18 protein-coding genes are annotated in these 19341 nt (G+C 53.8%); all 18 read right to left on the bottom strand.

Annotation, left to right across the window (positions count from 1 at the left end):
* Positions 1–553: 553 nt before the first annotated feature.
* Positions 554–1840: an adenylosuccinate synthase gene (locus C6I21_RS15210; RefSeq protein ID WP_105960344.1), complete on the bottom strand. Its 1287-nt coding sequence runs from the start codon at positions 1838–1840 to the stop codon at positions 554–556.
* 204 nt (positions 1841–2044) lie between these two features.
* Positions 2045–3409, bottom strand: coding sequence for a replicative DNA helicase (gene dnaB / locus C6I21_RS15205; protein WP_105960343.1), 1365 nt, complete (start codon positions 3407–3409; stop codon positions 2045–2047).
* Positions 3410–3437: 28 nt separating this feature from the next.
* A complete protein-coding gene (gene rplI / locus C6I21_RS15200) occupies positions 3438–3881 on the bottom strand; it encodes a 50S ribosomal protein L9 (protein ID WP_105960342.1) in 444 nt (147 codons plus the stop codon).
* Positions 3878–5848, bottom strand: a complete 1971-nt coding sequence (locus C6I21_RS15195; protein ID WP_105960341.1) for a DHH family phosphoesterase — start codon at positions 5846–5848, stop codon at positions 3878–3880. Before C6I21_RS15195 ends, rplI begins: the two co-directional genes overlap by 4 nt.
* A 12-nt stretch (positions 5849–5860) precedes the next feature.
* Entirely contained in the window at positions 5861–6802 is a 942-nt protein-coding gene (locus tag C6I21_RS15190) for a YybS family protein (protein WP_181186278.1), read from the bottom strand.
* Between the two features lie 186 nt (positions 6803–6988).
* Positions 6989–7216 carry a 30S ribosomal protein S18 gene (rpsR, locus tag C6I21_RS15185; RefSeq protein WP_105960339.1) on the bottom strand — a complete coding sequence of 76 codons (228 nt, stop codon included), beginning with the start codon at positions 7214–7216 and terminating at the stop codon, positions 6989–6991.
* Between the two features lie 35 nt (positions 7217–7251).
* Complete coding sequence (gene ssb, locus C6I21_RS15180; protein WP_105960338.1) at positions 7252–7773, bottom strand: single-stranded DNA-binding protein; 522 nt, start codon at positions 7771–7773, stop codon at positions 7252–7254.
* 44 nt (positions 7774–7817) lie between these two features.
* A complete protein-coding gene (rpsF, locus tag C6I21_RS15175) occupies positions 7818–8105 on the bottom strand; it encodes a 30S ribosomal protein S6 (protein WP_105960337.1) in 288 nt (95 codons plus the stop codon).
* A 130-nt stretch (positions 8106–8235) separates the two neighbouring features.
* Positions 8236–9231 (bottom strand): MsnO8 family LLM class oxidoreductase, encoded by a 996-nt coding sequence (locus tag C6I21_RS15170; RefSeq protein ID WP_105960336.1) that lies wholly within the window; start codon positions 9229–9231, stop codon positions 8236–8238.
* A gap of 406 nt (positions 9232–9637) precedes the next feature.
* Complete coding sequence (gene ychF, locus C6I21_RS15165) at positions 9638–10738, bottom strand: redox-regulated ATPase YchF (protein ID WP_105960335.1); 1101 nt, start codon at positions 10736–10738, stop codon at positions 9638–9640.
* A gap of 143 nt (positions 10739–10881) precedes the next feature.
* Positions 10882–11076, bottom strand: coding sequence for a DUF951 domain-containing protein (locus C6I21_RS15160; RefSeq protein ID WP_105960334.1), 195 nt, complete (start codon positions 11074–11076; stop codon positions 10882–10884).
* 33 nt (positions 11077–11109) lie between these two features.
* Positions 11110–11823, bottom strand: a complete 714-nt coding sequence (locus C6I21_RS15155) for a DUF554 domain-containing protein (RefSeq protein WP_105960333.1) — start codon at positions 11821–11823, stop codon at positions 11110–11112.
* Between the two features lie 65 nt (positions 11824–11888).
* Complete coding sequence (locus tag C6I21_RS15150) at positions 11889–12737, bottom strand: ParB/RepB/Spo0J family partition protein (protein WP_105960332.1); 849 nt, start codon at positions 12735–12737, stop codon at positions 11889–11891.
* Entirely contained in the window at positions 12730–13491 is a 762-nt protein-coding gene (locus C6I21_RS15145; protein ID WP_105960331.1) for a ParA family protein, read from the bottom strand. Before C6I21_RS15145 ends, C6I21_RS15150 begins: the two co-directional genes overlap by 8 nt.
* A gap of 826 nt (positions 13492–14317) precedes the next feature.
* Complete coding sequence (noc, locus tag C6I21_RS15140) at positions 14318–15169, bottom strand: nucleoid occlusion protein (protein ID WP_105960330.1); 852 nt, start codon at positions 15167–15169, stop codon at positions 14318–14320.
* Between the two features lie 128 nt (positions 15170–15297).
* The gene (gene rsmG, locus C6I21_RS15135; protein ID WP_105960329.1) at positions 15298–16020 is read right to left on the bottom strand and encodes a 16S rRNA (guanine(527)-N(7))-methyltransferase RsmG; all 723 of its coding nucleotides are present in this window, start codon (positions 16018–16020) and stop codon (positions 15298–15300) included.
* Positions 16021–16036: 16 nt separating this feature from the next.
* On the bottom strand, positions 16037–17929 hold the full coding sequence (mnmG, locus tag C6I21_RS15130) for a tRNA uridine-5-carboxymethylaminomethyl(34) synthesis enzyme MnmG (protein WP_105960328.1): 1893 nt from the start codon (positions 17927–17929) through the stop codon (positions 16037–16039).
* A gap of 15 nt (positions 17930–17944) precedes the next feature.
* Positions 17945–19321 (bottom strand): tRNA uridine-5-carboxymethylaminomethyl(34) synthesis GTPase MnmE, encoded by a 1377-nt coding sequence (mnmE, locus tag C6I21_RS15125; protein WP_105960327.1) that lies wholly within the window; start codon positions 19319–19321, stop codon positions 17945–17947.
* Positions 19322–19341 lie beyond the last annotated feature (20 nt).

Below are 19341 nucleotides of genomic sequence, written 5' to 3'. Positions count from 1 at the left end.
AATAGCATGCTGGAAATAATTCTGCAATAACTTTTTTTGCGTTTTTTCCAGAAATTTATGCGGTGCCTGCCGGGCGCCGCGCCAGCCTTACTGATTGTATCAGCATTTCTCGGGAAAACCAAGCTGTTTTTTCGGCGGTAGGGGAGCTGCGCTGTTCTGCCGGCAGTTTCTAGCGGAGCCGCAGACGCTGTCAGAAGGCCACTCGAAAAAGGTTCACTTCCAGTGGGGAAGTGTATCGTAACTCTCTGCAGAACGTTCGTAAAACAGGTGCCGGCGTCCGCAGCACAGGTGCCGGCGTCCACTTCTCAAAAAATGTACCACTTCTTCATCCAAAACGTCCGTACTTTACCCAAAAGGTTCACTACCTCCGAAAAACGTCCACTGCCGTCGACGCTCCCCCCCATCCACCGGCCCCTGTAATCCTCAGCGGCTTTCTGCTTCGTCTGCTGCAGCGAACATACGGGTTTCTATCTATATAAAAAAGCTGCGGCAGGAGTTCTGCCACAGCTTTTTATAAAGTTCCGCTGCTTCTATGATTCCCTGCCTCCGCAGCTTACGCGAAAACGCCGCGGACGAGGTTTGTCTGTTTGCGGTCCGGTCCTACGGAGAAGATGGACAGCGGGATACCAGTCAGCTGCGAGATACGCTCGACATAGTAGAGCGCATTTCTCGGCAGGTCATGCAGGGAGTGGACGTCGGTAATGTCTTCCTCCCAGCCCGGCATCTCTTCATAGACCGGCTCACATTCTGCCAGCACCTTAAGACTTGCCGGGAATTCCTCCATGATCTCGCCGCGGTACTTGTAGGCGACACAGATTTTTAATGTCGGAATGCCGGTTAACACATCGATCGAGTTCAGCGACAGATCGGTAATCCCGCTCACACGGCGTGCATGGCGGACAACGACACTGTCAAACCAGCCGACACGGCGCGGACGGCCGGTGGTCGTTCCGTACTCTTTCCCGACTTCCCGGATCTGATCGCCGATTTCGTTATTCAGCTCGGTTGGAAATGGTCCGTCGCCGACACGCGTCGTGTACGCTTTGGATACACCGACGACGTGATCGATTTTGGATGGGCCGACACCGGAGCCGATCGTTACACCACCTGCAATCGGGTTGGAGGAGGTCACGAACGGATAGGTACCCTGGTCGATATCAAGCATGACACCCTGCGCTCCTTCAAACAGCACGCGGCGGCCGTCGTCCAGGCCATCGTTTAAAATGACGGATGTATCGGCCACGTATTTTGCAACCTGCTGGCCGTATTCATAGTATTCATCGAGAATATCCTCAATCTGAAATCCTTCCGTTTCATAAATCCGCTCAAATACGCGGTTTTTCTCACGGAGATTGACTTCCAGCTTCTCCTGGAACGTTTCGCGGTCCAGAAGATCAGCGATGCGGATGCCGGTACGGGCCGCTTTATCCATATACGCCGGGCCGATGCCTTTACGCGTCGTTCCGATTTTGTTGGAACCTTTGCTTTCTTCCTCACAGATATCCAGTTTCAGATGGTAGGGAAGAATGACGTGCGCCCGGTTGCTGATGCGGAGGTTGCTCGTATCCACATTCCGCTCGTGCAGGTAGGCGAGCTCTTCGACGAGTGCTTTCGGGTCGATTACCATGCCGTTTCCGATGACGCATGTTTTGTCTTTATAAAAAATTCCGGATGGAATTAAGTGCAGTTTGTATTTCGTATCATTGAAAATAATCGTATGTCCTGCGTTGTTTCCGCCCTGGTACCGGGCAATCATTTCTGCTTTTTCCGACAGATAGTCGGTAATTTTACCTTTACCTTCATCACCCCACTGGGTTCCTACCACTACTACTGATGGCATCGATGAAGCACCTCCACTGTGTGCGTTTATTCGTTCTTTATGCGAACCAACGTCAGTTTATCAGTTTCCACTTCCAGCGTCAACACAATTACCGAACATTAAAAGGCAGAAAACAACTATCGTTCGTTATTTTAACATCGTTTTGACAATGCGGCAGAAAAAAAGCACAGAACATCTGCGGGCAGATCTTCTGTGCGTGGCATGTCAGGCGCCGGGAGGAATGTCCCCCTCGTCAAAGCGGCGCTCCAGATTGACGAATTTATTATGTTCTTTCACGAACGCCAGCTCGACGGTGCCGACCGGGCCGTTCCGCTGCTTGGCGATGATGATTTCGATAATGTCTTTTTTCTCGGATTCCTGATCGTAGTAGTCGTCCCGGTACAAAAAGGCGACGATATCCGCGTCCTGCTCGATACTTCCGGATTCACGAATATCCGACATCATCGGGCGTTTGTCCTGACGTGATTCCACGCCGCGGGAAAGCTGGGAGAGGGCGATGACCGGCACTTCAAGCTCCCGGGCCAGCCCTTTCAGCTCCCTTGAGATCTCGGACACTTCCTGCTGGCGGCCTTCACTGGAACGGGCGTCGCCCTGAATCAGCTGCAGGTAGTCGATCATGATCATACCAAGACCCGATTCCTGTTTCAGCTTCCGGCACTTCGAACGGACTTCTTTTACTTTAATGCCCGGTGTGTCGTCAATGTAAATGCCCGCTTTTGCCAGGCTTCCCATCGCCATCGTCAGCCGCTGCCAGTCCTCTTCTTCCAGCGCCCCGGTACGGAGTCTCTGGGCGTCAATGTTTCCTTCGGCACAGAGCATACGCATGACGAGCTGATCCGCGCCCATTTCGAGACTGAAAATCGCGACGTTTTCGTCCGTTTTCGTTGCCACGTTCTGTGAAATATTCAGCGCAAAGGCGGTCTTACCAACCGATGGACGCGCGGCAACGATGACGAGATCGCTCCGCTGGAAACCGGCTGTGATCCGGTCGAGCTCGTTAAAGCCGGTCGGAATTCCGGTTACTTCTCCGGCGGTATGCTGAAGAAGCTCGATTTTATCAAAGGCTTCCACGAGGACGTCTTTAATGTTTACAAATTCGCCGGAATTCTGTTTTCTCGATACTTCGAGAATCGATTTTTCCGCCTCATTTAAGATGGCATCAATTTCTTCCTCCGCCGAGTAGCTTTCCGATGCAATATTAGTCGCGACACGGATCAGACGGCGGAGCAGTGATTTTTCCTCGACGATTTGTGCATAATACTGCACGTTGGCTGCCGTCGGAACGGCGTTGGCCAGCTCCCCCAGATAGGCGACACCGCCGATTTCCTCCAGCCAGTTTTTCCGGTGGAGTTCATCGATCATCGTTACAAGATCGACGGGCTCCCCTTTCTCGGAGAGTTCCACCATGACGGAAAAAATACGGCTGTGCCCCGTCCGGTAGAAATCCTCGGGCATCAGCCGCTCGACGGCTTTGTTCAGTGCTTCCGCCTCCAGAAAGACGGCACCGAGCACGGCCTGCTCTGCTTCAATATTCTGCGGGGGGGTCCGGTCTTCGTACATCTCGCTCATCCGGATATTCCTCCTTCAGCCTGGTTGATCAGGCTTCTTTCACGTGTACTTTTACGGTGCCGGTCACTTTCGGGTGCAGTTTCACCTGAACGTTCGTATAACCGAGCGCGCGGATCGGCTCGTTCATTTCAATTTTACGCTTATCGATTTTGTAGCCGTCTTTCTTCAGCTGTTCGGCAATCTGCTTGTTTGTTACGGCGCCGAACAGACGGCCGCCGTCTCCTGCTTTTGCAGAGAGTTCCACGGTTTTTTCTGCCAGCTCCTGTTTCAGCTTTTCCGCTTCCTCCAGTTCTTCCTGCGCCTGACGCTCTTCGCTTTCCTGCTTTTTCTGCATGGATTTCATGTTGCCTTTATTTGCTTCCATCGCCAGTTCGTTTTTCAGCAGGTAGTTGCGGGCGTATCCGTCCGGTACCTCTTTCGTTTCCCCGCGCTTGCCTTTTCCTTTTACATCTTTTAGGAAGATAACTTTCATGATGATTGTCCTCCTTTAAAATAGTCATCGATTTTTTCTTTGAGAAGCGCTTCTGCTTCTTCTTCGGTCATGTCCTCGAGCTGCGTCGCCGCATTCGTCAGGTGGCCGCCGCCGTTCATTTTCTCCATAATGACCTGAACGTTGACCTCTCCAAGTGAGCGGGCGCTGATACTCAGCCGGCCGTCTTCAATCTTGGAGATAACAAATGAGGCGACGACATCGTTCATCGTCAGAAGCGTATCCGCTGCCTGGGCGATCAGGACCTGCCCGTATGTTTCATCCGAGTAGCCGCGTGCAATAGCGACACCGCCCGAATAAATATGGGCCTGCTCAATCAGCTTCGAACGTTTGACGTAATGATCCAGATCTTCTTTTAACAGCTTCTGCACGAGCGTCGTATCCGCCCCTCTGCTCCGCAGGTAGGCAGCGGCATCGAACGTTCTGGAACCGGTCCGGATGGCGAAACTTTTCGTATCGACAATGATGCCGGCGAGAAGCGCCGTTGCTTCGAGCGTATTAATCTGCGGGTTTCTCGGCTGATACTCCAGAAGCTCTGTAACAAGTTCCGCTGTCGACGATGCATACGGCTCCATGTAGACGAGCACCGCGTCGTTGATGAAGTCTTCACTCCGGCGGTGGTGGTCGATCACGATCGTCCGCTCGACTTTATCGAGCAGCTTCGGCTCCTGCACCAGCTTCGGCTTGTGCGTATCGACGATGACGAGAAGCGTGTCGTCGGTAATTTCCTCGCGCGCCTCATCCGTTGTAATGAACCGGGCCCACAGTTCCCGGTCCTGCTCGACTTCGTGCAGGAGCTTTTTCACACTCTGATTCACATCGTCCGGATCGATGACGATATACCCTTCTTTCTTATTCGCCTGGGCAATTTTCAAAATACCGATCGCCGCTCCGACAGAATCCATATCCGGGTTTTTGTGGCCCATGATATACACTTTGCTGCTCTCTTTGACAAAGTCGCGCATCGCGTGGGAAATAACCCGGGCACGGACGCGGGTCCGCTTTTCTGTTGCATTGGATTTTCCGCCATAAAAGCGGACTTTTCCGTTCTTTTCTTTAATCGCCACCTGGTCCCCGCCGCGGCCGAGCGCCAGATCGAGACTCGACTGGGCAAGCGCCCCGAGCTCACGGAGCGAGGATTCCCCGCTGCCGATACCGATACTCAGCGTCAGCGCTATTTTTTCCTCATGGGTATTTTCACGTACTTCATCGAGCAGTGTAAAGCGGTTCGCTTCCAGATCGGCGAGCGTGCCTTCGTTAAACACGGCGACGAACCGGTCGGATGAGGTCCGGCGGATAAATACATCGTGCTCTCTGGACCACTGATTCAGCGCATCTGTCACGTGGGAGAGAAGTTTGCTTCTCACCTGATCGTCCATGCCCTGGGTCACCTCATCGTAATTATCCAGGTAGATGAAACCGAGCACCGTCTTTTCCTGCTCAAACTTTTCTTTAAACTGCTGCTCTTTCGTTGCATTGAGAAAATACAGCAGCCGTTCGTCCGGTTCATGGACGACACGGTAGTTTTCCTCTTCCAGCTCCAGAAAAAACGTATGTTTTTCTTCATTCACCGATTCAAGCAGCTCGTCGGAAACGGCGTCGAGTGACGCGTTCGTATAGTCTTTGCTGCCGATTTCCTGCATGAATGGATTCATCCACTGGATCTGCCGGTCTTCGTTATACAAAAGCATACCGACCGGCATTTTGGTGACCGCTTTCTCTCCTGCTTTATTGACGCGGTACGTCAGCGTGGAGATGTAGTCCGAGAGCTCGCGTTCAAATTGAATACGGGCACGGATGACAAACGCAGCGGATCCTGCAAGCGTCACCCACCCGGCAAGCCCGGCGCGCCAGTCATATACTGTTAAAATTCCGATGAAGACAGCCGCTACTGCATAAAGCAGTGTGACATGATAGCCGTGCCAGCGTTTCATAAGGAATTTTGGCATTTCACACAACTCCTACCTCTGCGACGTCAGCCGCATTCGCAAATCAAAGCCTAAGTCAATTATACCTAAAATACGGACGATCGGGAGCATAAATGGAAAAATGAGAAGCGACAGAGAAATTAGAATGGGCAGGAGAATGTTCATCTGCTTCCAGTGGAAGAAAAAGAACAAAAACGACAATCCCTGCAGCACCATCAGAAATTCCATCACCGGGGTGACGTTTGCCGCCACCGTATGAAGCATGCCTTCTGCACCTTCACTCTGGTTAATAAACGAGAGAATGATTGCCGCCAGGTAGTACCAGATAAACACCCGCGGCAGGCTCCATTCCCGGAGCGGCGGAAACGAGGGTGCCTCCAGGCTCCGCCGGCGCATCCAGGCCTGCGCGGTTACCTGCAGCAGGAAGGCGGTCACCGCACTTACTGCGACAAGAAGCATCGGCGCGATCACCTGCAGTCCGTCGATAAAGGCCATTACATCCTCAACGGCACCCACTTCCTCTTCCGCATCAATTCCGATCAGCGTTTCGGTCTGATCCATCGATTCCTCCATCGCTGTCTGAAACGCTGCGATGGGATCGGTGGAGGTAAACGCCATAAAAGCAACGTAGGAAAACACTACGCCGGCGGTCACGGTGAGCACCGTACCGGCAAACACACCGAACGCCGGCGTCTTCTGCCGGAACAGTTCTCCCATAATGATCCCCGTCACGCCGAAAATGACGAACATGGAGGGCGCAAGCGGTGCGATCAGAATAACGAGAAGCATCAAGCTGAACAATCCCGCCACCGCTCCGGCCCGCCAGCCATAGTGATATGTAAATACAACAAAAGGCAGCGGCAGTACCAGCATCAGAAGAAATCCGATCAGCGGCAGCAGAAGTGCTGCAAGCGTCAGTCCGGCAAAAAGAAACGATGCAAGAATACCGCTGCGGAATAACGATTGCTGATCCATACAGCGAGCCACCTTCTTTACAATATAAGCCTGCATTTCGTTTTAACAGAAAAAGAACCCGCCCATCTGTCTTTCCGGAATGATTTTTCCGGAGGGCACGGTCGTATTCTCCATTTTACCATGCAGGCCTTTGGGAAACAAAAAAACGGGAAAAACGCTGTGCGCTTTCCCCGTCTTTCTATCGTTTTACTCTTCCACGAATGGAAGAAGTGCCATTGTACGAGAGCGCTTAACCGCGCGGGTCAGCATACGCTGGTACTTGGCAGACGTGCCTGTTACACGGCGTGGAAGAATCTTTCCGCGCTCGGAAATGAATTTCTTCAGAAGCTCCGTGTCCTTATAATCAATTTTCGTGATCTTGTTCACCGTGAAGTAACATACTTTACGGCGACGTGGTCGTCCTCGACGTGCCATGGAAATACCTCCTTTTTACTTGAATTCGTTTCTATTTAGAACGGCAGATCATCATCGTCAATATCAATCGGCTTGCCTTCTCCTGCAAATGGATCGTCATTTGCCGGTGCACCCGAGCCCTGCTGTCCGGAACCGCCCTGACCGCCGTAGCCGCTCTGGCCGCCGGCCGGTGCGCCTCCGTACTGCTGGTCATTCTGATATCCGGATGATGGAGCGCCCTGGCCTCCCTGGGAGGAGCCGCGTGGTTCCAGAAACTGTACGCTGTCCGCGACTACTTCGGTCATGAACACACGCTTGCCTTCCTGGTTATCAAAGCTGCGTGTCTGAATCCGTCCGTCGACGCCGGCCATGCTTCCTTTTTTCAGGTAGTTGGCGACGTTTTCGGCCTGCTTTCTCCATACAACAATGTTGATGAAGTCTGCTTCCCGATTGCCCTGCTGGTTGGAGAACGGACGGTTCACAGCAAGTGTGAACGATGCTACTGCAATCCCGTTCGCCGTATAGCGGAGCTCCGGATCTTTTGTCAGGCGTCCAACTAGAACAACGCGGTTAATCATCCGAATTCCTCCCTGGAAGTTGATGTCGGTCAAGCATATTCGTATTAGTCATCCTCGCGTACAATCATCGAACGCAGGATGTTGTCGTTGATAGAGCTAAGACGGTTAAACTCGTCAAGTGCCGGCTTTTCAGCCTTTACTTGAAGAATGACATAATAACCTTCAGGGTAATCGTCGATCTCGTAAGCGAGACGCTTTTTCCCTTTTTCATCAGTCTCTACGACCTCTGCGCCGTTATCCGACAGGATCTTGTTGAAGCGTTCAACTGTTTCTTTTGTCTGTGCTTCTTCCAGGTCCGGGCGGACAATGTACATAATTTCGTAATTGCGCATGTTCAGTCACCTCCTTTTGGACTTAGGCCCTCTTCTTGTAAGAGAGCAAGGAGCGAGTTCTATTTGCTCGCAAGTAATCATTATATCAGAAGGAGCACACAGGTGCAATGCCTTTTCCATCATCTATTTTTCAGCCAACGGACACGGCCGCACGTTTTTCCTTCTCGGCCATTAGGAGCCGGTAGGACGTAAGCCGGGCATCCAGGTCGTGAATGTTCGTAATGAGGAGGAAATCGTCGCTCTCATAGCGGCGGGCGAGTTCCTCCAGCTGGTCAAGCACCTGGGAAGGCGTTCCGTAAACGGTCCGCCGGCGTTCGTTTTCCGCTGCACGTTTTGTCTCCGGATCGTCAAGCATGCGGCGGGCGGTTTCCGGAGAAGGAATAATGGTCGATCCTCTCCGGTACTGCTGCATCCAGGCGTCCTGCGTTTTAAGAAGTGCCTCGGCTGTCTCCTCTGTTTCGGCACAGACGACAAAGACGCATGTACGGACCCTTGCTTTCTCTCCGGCCTGCTCCCGGTACGACCGGAGTGTTTCCTCCCATTTATCCGGGCTGATGAAATGACCGAAGACGAGCCCTGCTCCTGCGGCTGCAGCGGTTTCTGCGCTTCCCGGAGAAAGGCCGAGAATCCAGAGCGGAGGCGCCGGCGCGTGTCTCGGCGTCGTTTTTACAATGCGGTGCCGGTGGTTCTTTGGCAGCGTATCCTGAAGAAATCCCTTCAGTTCCCCGACCTGCCGGAGGAAATCATCCATCGCCGACGCCCCGCCGGCAAGCGCTTCCCGCGTCCGTTCCGTTCCGCCGGGCGAGCGGCCGACGCCGAGCTCGACGCGGCCGGGAAACATCGTCTCCAGCGTGGAAAACTGTTCCGCTACTTTCAGCGGACTGTACTGCGGCAGCAGAATGCCGCCGCTGCCGAACATCATCGACGGGGCTGCTGCTGCCCACCTTGCGATCCACAGTTCCGGCGCCGCGCTCATCATGCCGTTCGTGCTGTGGTGCTCGGCAAACCAGTAGCGCTCATATCCAAGTGTCTCCGCCTGCCGGATCATCTCTTCGGTATGCGTCAGGACCTGTGCGTGCGTTTTCCCTTCCGGAAGCACCACCTGATCCAGTATTCCAAGCTTCATTCTCGTCCCCTCCTGACGGACAGTATGCCACGAAACCAGACAGACTGTCCTGCAAGATGCTCGCCCGAAGGCGGACCGTTCTCTGCCTGCAGGAAAAACGTCCGCTTCTGGCGGGGAGTGTATCATAAAGGATCAGAAAACGTTCGTAACCGGCATCCGGACGTCCATAGCAGCGGGTGCCGCGTCCGCTTCGTGAAAAAGGTATCACTTCCCATGCCGGAACGTTCATTTCTTCATGAAAACGTCCGCTTCCTCAAAAAAACGTCCGTTCCATCCACCGGCCACGGCCCCTCTCACTCAGACCGTAACCCGCAAAAAAGCAGAGGCGGGCGCTCTCCGGCCCGCAGTTTCCTGCCGCCGGCAGAAAAAAAGACAGAAGCATGGCTGCTCCTGCCTGTTCGTTATATTATACGTTGAAGCGGAAGTGGACGACATCTCCGTCCTGGACGACGTATTCTTTGCCTTCCAGACGGACGTTTCCGGCTTCTTTTGCTTTGTTCATGCTGCCTGCTCCGGTCAGATCCTCGTAGGACACGACTTCTGCCCGGATGAAACCGCGCTCGAAATCGGTGTGGATGACGCCTGCAGCCTGTGGCGCTTTCGTGCCGCGGCGGATCGTCCAGGCGCGGACTTCCTGTTTTCCGGCCGTAAAGTACGTGTCGAGGCCGAGGAGCTGGTAGGCTGCACGGATAAGCTGATCCAGACCCGGCTCTTCAATGCCGAGGTCGTCGAGGAATTCCTGCTTCTCTTCCCCCTCCAGCTCCGCAAGCTCGGATTCGATCTTCGCGCAGACGACGATCACTTCCGAATTTTCTGCTTCGGCGAATTCCTTCACCTTCTGCACATAAGGGTTGCTGTCAGCATCGAGAATTTCTTCCTCACTGACGTTTGCCGCATACAGCACCGGCTTTTCCGTCAGCAGCTGGAAGCCTTTCACGATTTTTTTCTCTTCCTTTGTGAAATCGACGCTCCGGGCAGGCATTTCATCTTCAAATGCCGCCTGTAACTTCTGAAGGACAGCAAGCTCAGCGATCGCCTCTTTGTCCTTCGATTTCGCCAGTTTTTCCACTTTGCCGATCCGCTTTTCCACGGTTTCCAGATCCGCGAGAATCAGTTCCAGGTTGATCACCTGAATGTCCCGGATCGGATCCACGCTTCCGGAAACGTGCGTCACGTTTTCATCCTGAAAGCAGCGGACGACATGCGAGATCGCATCCACTTCGCGGATATGGGAGAGGAATTTATTGCCGAGGCCTTCGCCTTTGCTCGCCCCTTCGACGATACCGGCAATATCGGTGAATTCAAATGCGGTCGGTACCGTTTTCTCCGGATCGACCATCTCTGTCAGTGTCTGCAGACGTGCATCGGGCACTTCAACGATACCGACGTTCGGGTCGATCGTGCAGAACGGGTAGTTCGCTGACTCCGCTCCTGCCTGTGTAATTGCATTAAATAGCGTGGACTTGCCGACGTTCGGCAGTCCGACGATTCCAGTTGTTAACGCCATGTTCATTCTCCTTTATTCGTTCCATAAAATTATCTTGTCAAAAATCATACGTACGGGCATCCTCGTCAATTATAGGGAGTCCCGGAGGAAAACGCAAACGCCCGGTTTCTGTGCGGACTTCCGGAGCCCGGACCGGAAGTCCTTCAGCTTTCCGGCTCGGCCCGCTCCAGGATGCGCTTCATCTTTTTTTCAAATTCTTTTCTCGGCATCATGATGCTGTGTCCGCAGCCGGTGCATTTGATGCGGATATCCATGCCCATGCGCACAATTTTCCAGCTGTTCGTCCCGCATGGATGCGGTTTTTTCATTTCCACGATATCGCCGCGTTCAAATGACATGACAAATCCCTCCTGATAAAGTAACGAAGTATATTAGAAAAACTGCTGCTGTACGAGAACGAAGAGGATAACGAGCAGAATCGCCGGCAGCAGGTTTGCAATCCGGATTTTCGGCAGGCCGAGAAGGTTCAGGCCGATCCCGATAATCATGATCCCGCCGACAGCGGTAATTTCACTGATAATCATATCAAGCTGTTCTTCCGGAAGAAATCGGACGATCCAGACAGCGGCGAGCGCAATCGATCCCTGATATACAACGACCGGAACCGCCGAGAGCATGACGCCGATGCCGAGCGTTGCTGCAAAGATCACCGACGTGAAGCCATCGAGCACCGACTTCGTCAGAAGCACCGAATGATCCTGCCTGAAGCCGCTGTCGAGCGCCCCGATGATGGCCATGGCTCCCACGACATAGAGAAGCGTGGCTGCAATAAACCCTTCCGCAATGGAGCTCCCGCCTTCGTCGCCTTCCTTTTTAAACCGACGTTCAAGCCAGCTGCCGACGCCGTTTAATTTTCCTTCCAGATTCCAGCGTTCCCCCAGAATAGCACCGAGCGCCAGGCTGAAAATGACGAGCAGGAACTCTTCCCCTTCCACTGCCATCGTGAAACCGAGCACGAGCACTGCCAGTCCGATCGCTTTCATCACGGTCTCCTGCATGCTTCGTGAAAACCGCGTCAGTTTCGTTCCGATCAGCGCCCCGAAGACGATCGCCAGGCCGTTGACGATCGTACCGAATAAAACCATACTCCCCCACCTTTCCATAACAAAGGCCTTCCGGAAATTGCCGCTTCCGGAAAGCCTGCAGTACGTTACTCTTCTTCGTGCACCAGCATTTCCAGCAGGCGCTCCAATTCACTCTCATCCGCATAATCGATTTCAATGCGTCCCTTTTTCTTTCCGGTACGGATATGGACGTTCGTGCCAAGATAGGATTTCAGCCGGGATTCCCGGCGCCGGATGGCGGCAGGGACGCTTTTCTCTTTTTTCGTTTCACGTGAAACACCGTCGTTCAGCCGCTGAATCAGCTCCTCGAGACGCCGGACGCTCATCTCTTCTTTTACGATCCGTTGCAGCAGCCCGCTAAGCTCCCGCTCGTTTTTCAATCCGAGAAGCGCACGGGCGTGCCCGGAGGAAATCGTCCCGGCGTTCACGTAGTCCTGTACGAGCTCCGGCAGTTTTAATAGACGGAGGTAGTTGGCAATGTGCGGACGGCTTTTTCCAAGACGCGCAGCGAGCTCCGTCTGGTTCAGCTGCAGATGCTCCATCAGCTTCTGATAGGCCCGTGCTTCTTCCAGTACGTTCAGATCTTCGCGCTGCAGGTTCTCAATCAGTGCAAGCTCCATCATTTCATCGTCATTGAGTTCTTTGATGACAGCCGGAATCCGCTTTAATCCAGCTTCCCTGGCCGCCCGGAAGCGGCGCTCGCCGACGACAATTTCATAGCCTTTGACAGAAGGCCGGACCGTGATCGGCTGAATGAGCCCCTGCTTCTGAATGGAAACCGCCAGTTCCTGAATTGCTTCGTCATCAAATATTTTCCGCGGCTGGTATGGATTTGGGCGCAGATCTTTTACTGCTACTTCTTCAATCCGGTCCTCCGCTGTATCATCGGCATCCGGGAAAAAGGCATTGATACCTCGTCCGAGTCCTTTAGCCATGGGAAATCACTTCCTTTGCTAAGTCTGCATACACCTGGGCGCCGCGGGAGCGCGGGTCATAGGTGACGACCGATTCACCGTGGCTCGGCGCCTCTCCAAGACGCACATTCCGCGGGATAATGGTTTCAAACACTTTTTCCTTAAAGTATTTTTTCACTTCATCGATCACCTGAATGCCGAGGTTCGTCCGCGCATCGAGCATCGTTAACAGCACGCCTTCGATATAAAGGTCGTGGTTCAAGTGTTTCTGGACGAGCCGGACCGTATTTAAAAGCTGGCTGAGCCCTTCCATCGCGTAGTACTCACACTGAACCGGAATCAGCACGGAGTCCGCCGCAGAAAGAGAATTCAGCGTCAGAAGGCCAAGGGACGGCGGGCAGTCTATGATCATGTAATCATATGTATCCCGGAGCGGATCGAGCGCCTGCTTCAGCCGGATTTCCCTGGAAATCGTCGATACCAGTTCAATCTCAGCACCTGCAAGCTGAATAGTGGATGGAAGAATGGAGAGCCCCTCCATCGGCGTCGGCAGAATGAGTTCTTCTGCATCCCGGCTTTCCACCAGTACGTTATAGATACACTCGTCCACATCCCCTTTATTGATGCCGATCCCGCTCGTTGTATTTCCCTGGGGATCGATATCCACCAGCAGCACCTTTTTGCCCTCCTGAACCAGACTGGCGCTCAGGTTGACGGCTGTCGTCGTTTTGCCGACACCGCCTTTTTGATTTGCAATAGCCACAATTTTTCCCATACTTCTCACCTGCCTGACCGATTCTTCCGGCTGTTTTCTCTATCATATCATGAAATGGAAAGAAAAAAAGACATCCCCATGTCCTATAATAAAGACAAAAACCGTTTTTGAAATGACGGACCGTTTTCTGCCTGCATCAGCAGCACCATGCACGAACAATGCAGTTAAGCATTTATTGTCCCGGGTTGGAACAACGTCCGCATTCCCAACTTCCCCGGGCCGTTAAAGAACCAGGAAGAGTCCGCCAGGTTTTAAAAGAAAAGAGAGGTTTTCTGAATAGGTTCGCGCTTCCTGCCTTCACCTGCAGCCGTACGCGTTCCGGAGGGAACGGGCTCAACTAATTCCTTCTTCCGTTCGTCAGAAGGAATGGATTTTCGCCTCGTTCGGATCCTCCCGGAGTCGACGGCCTCCGGTTTCAGCAGAGGAAAGAAGTGCTTTGACTAGCAGGATGTTTCTTCTACGGTAAAAGCATTTTTTCGTTTGCATATTTACTATCCGCTATCCAGTTTATCCATCTATTCTTCAGGTCGAAGCTTCTGTCTTTCTAACATCATACTACGCTTCGGAGCGTTCGGCAGAGACGCCGGTGGGATCAAGCGCAGTCTGAAGATCCTTTCTCAGGGCGCAGGCCATGAGAAATAGCTGAAGACAAGCCCACGGCAAGCTTCTGCCGAGTAGCGGAGAAGCTCTATCAACAGAAACAAACGGTAAATGTCACAGAACACTGAAATGCTGCAGCCCTTGGCATAACTGCTTGAATGAGGCTTTGAATTTTATACATTCTTACCCTACAAAAAAAGACCCTCCGCTGTGGAGAGTCTTCGCGTTATTTCTTCGGAATGCGGATGGTGAACTGATAGTAATCGTCGTGCTCTTCTTCATCCGTATCGACGTTCAGTCCGCTCTGCTCCACCATGTCGACCGATTTGCGGATCGTGTTCATGGCGAGACGCATGTCGCGGGAGACGCTTTTTCGAACCGGTTTTTCTTTCTTCGGTGCGGGCGGCGCCATCATTTTCGCAGCAGCCTGCTCTGTTTCTTTGACGTTAAGCCCTTCTTCCACAATCCGCTCCACGAGTTCGTTCTGCTGCTCTTCTGTTTCCAGATGCAGCAGCGCGCGGGCGTGGCGCTCGCTGATCTCCCGCTTCAACAGCGCATCCTTCACTTTGGACGGCAGCTGCAGCAGGCGGAGCTTATTTGCAACCGTGGACTGGCTTTTGCCGAGCCGCTGGGCGAGGCTTTCCTGCGTCAGCTGATGCAGCTCGAGAAGCCGCGCGTAGGCCTGCGCTTCTTCAATGGACGTAAGTCCTTCGCGCTGCAGGTTCTCAATCAGTGCTACCGACGCCGTTTTCGTGTCGTCCAGATTGTTGACGACGACAGGAACAGTCTCCAGTCCGGCTGACTTCGCGGCCCGCCAGCGGCGCTCACCGGCAATAATCTCATAGCCGCCGTCCTTTTCCCGGGCGACGATCGGCTGAATCATGCCGTGCGTATGAATCGTCTGCGCCAGCTCTTCAATTTTCTCTTCGACAAATACTGTACGCGGCTGAAACGGATTCGGCGACAGCTTCTCCACCGGTATCTGCCGGACAGATTCTCCGCTTTCCACCAGTGCGTCTTCCGTCCCTGCTCCTTTTTTCTCCGTTAAGCCAAACAGTTTAGAAAATGGCTGTTTCACGGTGACACCACCCTTACCAGTCTCTCCATGGCTGTTTCACGTGAAACACGCATGGACCCTCTAACCTTCTGCCGAGTATTATATCATGAAATCTACGACTTTGTGCGGAAATTAAGGAACGGGTGTTTCTATGAAGGCAGGATCGGCTCTTTATTCGGCGTCCCCGGCTTTCTCGGAAATTTTTTCGGCGTCGCTTTTTCTTTCCGGATCCGGATCACTGTCCGCTGTCCGCCATCCTCCGGGAGGGAAAACGACGCTGCCTCCTCGACCTTTCCGCCGAGAAGCGGAATGGCTTTCTCCGCATCACGGAGCTCCTCTTCCGCTCCGGACGCTTTCATGGCAATGAAGGTGCCGCCTTTTTTCACGAGCGGCAGGCAGAGTTCTGCCAGCACCGGCAGTCTTGCCACCGCGCGGGAAACAACGACGTCGTAGGCCTCCCGGTGGTCGGGACGGCGGCCGAACTGCTCCGCCCGGTCGTGGTGGAATGCCACGCCGGTCAGCGACAGTTCCTCCGCGAGCGCATTTAAAAACGTAATCCGCTTCTGAAGGGAGTCGACGATCGTAACATCGAGCTCCGGAAAACAGATTTTCAGCGGCAGGCTGGGAAAGCCGGCACCTGCACCGACATCCGCTACTTTCAGCGGACGGTCGAAATCAAAGGAGAACGCTGCCGAAATCGAATCGTAGAAATGCTTCAGGTATACTTCTTCCTTTTCTGTAATAGCGGTCAGGTTCATCCGCTCATTCCAATCCACCAGTACGCCGTAGTACCGCTCCAGCTGCTTCTGCTGATCGGTGGAAAGTGTGATATTCTGCTCTGCCAGTGCCTGCTGAAGTGCCGCTTCATTCATCCTGCCTGCTCCTCCTTTATCCTTGTGCTGCTGTTTTCTGCAGCTGTCCCTGCTCGAGGTAGACGAGCAGTACTGAAATGTCCGCCGGATTTACTCCGGAGACACGGGATGCCTGGGCAACAGAAAGCGGACGGACTTCGGTCAGCTTTTCACGTGCTTCCAGTGCCAGACTGCTGATCGCGTGATAATCCAGGTCTTCCGGAAGTTTTTTGTTTTCCATTTTACGCAGCTTTTCCACCTGCTCCATCTGCTTGGCGATGTAGCCTTCGTATTTAATGTGGATTTCCACCTGCTCTTTAACATCATCTGTCAGCGGCTTCTCTGCCGGTGCCAGTTTCTCTACTTCCGCGTACGTGATTTCCGGACGCTTCAGCAGCGCGGCTGCGTTAATAGCGTCTTTCAGTGCCGAGGATCCAGCTTCTTCCATCACCTGCTGCGCCGCTTCCTCTGCTTTGATCGTCGTTTTCTCCAGACGCTTCACTTCAAGGGCGATCTCTTCTTTTTTCGCTTCAAACCGGGCGAAGCGCTCGTCGGAAATGAGGCCGATGTCATGGCCTTTTTCCGTCAGACGGAGATCGGCGTTATCGTGACGGAGAAGCAGGCGGTATTCCGCCCGGGACGTCAGAAGGCGGTACGGTTCCTCGGTGCCTTTCGTGATAAGATCATCGATCATGACGCCGATATACGCTTCTGAACGGTCAAGAACGACCGGCTCGCGGCCCTGCACTTTCATGGCCGCATTGATGCCAGCCATGAGTCCCTGGCCGGCTGCTTCTTCATAGCCGCTCGTGCCATTAATCTGGCCGGCTGTAAAGAGACCGCTGATTTTCTTCGTTTCAAGCGACGGCCACAGCTGCGTCGGCACGATCGCATCGTACTCGATCGCATAGCCCGGACGCATCATCTGCACGTGCTCGAGCCCCGGAATCGTTTTAAGAATGCGCTGCTGAATATCTTCCGGCAGGCTTGTAGAGAGTCCCTGGACATACACTTCCTGCGTGTTGCGCCCTTCCGGCTCCAGGAAAATCTGGTGGCGCGGCTTGTCGCTGAAGCGGACGACTTTATCTTCGATCGACGGGCAGTAGCGCGGACCGGTTCCTTCGATCATGCCGGAATACATCGGCGAGCGCGTCAGGTTATTGTTGATCAGCTCGTGGGTCTCGTCGTTCGTATACGTGAGCCAGCAGGGCAGCTGGTCGGTGATATACTGAACGGTTTCATAGGAAAACGCGCGCGGAACATCATCGCCAGGCTGGATTTCCGTTTTGTCGTAATCGATCGTGCTGCTGACGACACGCGGTGGAGTCCCTGTCTTAAACCGCTCCATCTTAAACCCGAGCTCCTGCATATGGTAGGAGAGGTTGACGGACGGCTGCATGTTATTCGGACCGCTCTCGTAGGAAAGCTCACCGAGAATGACTTTGCCGCGCAGGTACGTTCCGGTCGTGACGATGACCGCCCCCGCCCGGTACTCGGCTCCTGTCTGCGTAATGACGCCTTTTACCTGATCGTCTTCAATAATAAGCCGCTCCACCATACCCTGGCGGAGAAGCAGGTTTTCCGTTTCTTCAATCGTCTGCTTCATTTCCTGCTGGTACAAAAATTTATCCGCCTGCGCACGGAGTGCCCGTACGGCAGGTCCTTTTCCTGTATTGAGCATCCGCATCTGAATGTGTGTTTTATCAATGTTTCGTGCCATTTCCCCGCCGAGTGCGTCAATTTCTCTTACGACGATCCCTTTCGCCGGTCCACCGACGGACGGGTTGCACGGCATGTAGGCGACGGCGTCGAGATTCAGTGTGAGCATCAGCGTATTGGCTCCGGCGCGTGCCGATGCCAGACCTGCCTCCACACCGGAATGTCCGGCCCCGATCACAATGACATCAAATTCTCCTCCATGATATCCCATGATGGATGTCCTCCTTTATTTTCCTAAGCAGAATTGCGAAAACAACTGGTCAATTAAACTATCCTGCACACTTTCTCCAATGACTTCGCCGAGAATTTCCCACGTCCGGGTAATATCGATCTGAACCATATCCACCGGCATGCCGTTTTCCGCGGAGGAAAGCGCCTCATCCATCGAGCGGAGCGCCTGCTCCAACAGCGCAATGTGGCGGGAGTTGGACACGTACGACATATCGCCGGAGTCCATTTCCCCTGCGAAAAACAGCGTCCGGATGCCCTCCTCCAGTTCATCGATTCCTTCATCTTTCATAAGTGAGGTCGAAACGACCGGATTGCCTCCGGCGAGCGTACGGACCCGCTCCATATCGACGTTTTCTTCCAGATCGGTTTTGTTGACGACGATGATCGCCTCCTGGCCGTCGATGAGCTGGAACAGTTCTTCATCGGCCTCTGTCAGTGCTTCATTGTAATTTAACACGAGCAGCACGAGTTCAGCGCCTGCGACGACTTCACGGGAACGCTGGACGCCGAGGCGCTCGACGATATCCTCTGTTTCACGGATGCCGGCCGTATCGAGAAGCCGGAGCGGTACCCCGCGCACGTTGACGTACTCTTCCACGACGTCGCGTGTCGTTCCGGGAATGTCGGTGACGATCGCTTTTTCCTCATGCACGAGGCTGTTTAACAGCGATGATTTCCCGACATTCGGCCGGCCGATGATCACCGTGGACAGTCCTTCACGCAGTATTTTTCCCTGATGGGCGGTCTGCAGCAGCTGTTCGATATCCCGGCGGACTTCTCCGCCTTTGTCGCGCACCATCTGCACGGTAATCTCCTCTGCGTCGAACTCCGGATAGTCGATATTCACTTCCACTGAAGCGACCGTTTCTAAAAGCAGCTGCCGGAGCCGCTGAATGCGTGTGGAAAGACGTCCCTCCACCTGATTCATCGCCACGTTCATGGCGCGGTCCGTTTTCGCACGGATGAGATCCATGACGCCTTCCGCCTGGGACAGGTCGATCCGGCCGTGGAGAAACGCCCGTTTCGTGAATTCGCCGGGCTCCGCCAGACGCGGGCCGTGGGCGAGAATGAGCTGCAGCACGCGGTTTACCGAGGTAAGTCCCCCGTGGCAGTTGACTTCAATCATGTCTTCCTTTGTATACGTCCGGGGCGCCCGCAGGACGGAAACCATCACTTCCTCCACGGTCTGTCCGCTCTTCGGGTCCACGAGATGACCATAATTGATCGTATGGCTGTCCACCTCCTGGAGAGACTGCTTTCCCTTATACAGTTTGTCCGCAGTCTGCACCGCTTCCGGACCACTGATACGGACGATGCCGATAGCTCCTTCTCCCATCGGTGTGGAAATCGCCGCGATCGTTTCCGTTTCCATAAGGCTCTCCCTCCTTTTCG

The organism is Alkalicoccus urumqiensis, from assembly GCF_002993335.1.
Lineage (GTDB): Bacteria > Bacillota > Bacilli > Bacillales > Salisediminibacteriaceae > Alkalicoccus > Alkalicoccus urumqiensis.
The sequence above is the reverse complement of the archived record's forward strand: the minus strand, read 5'-3'. Positions and strand labels throughout refer to the sequence as shown.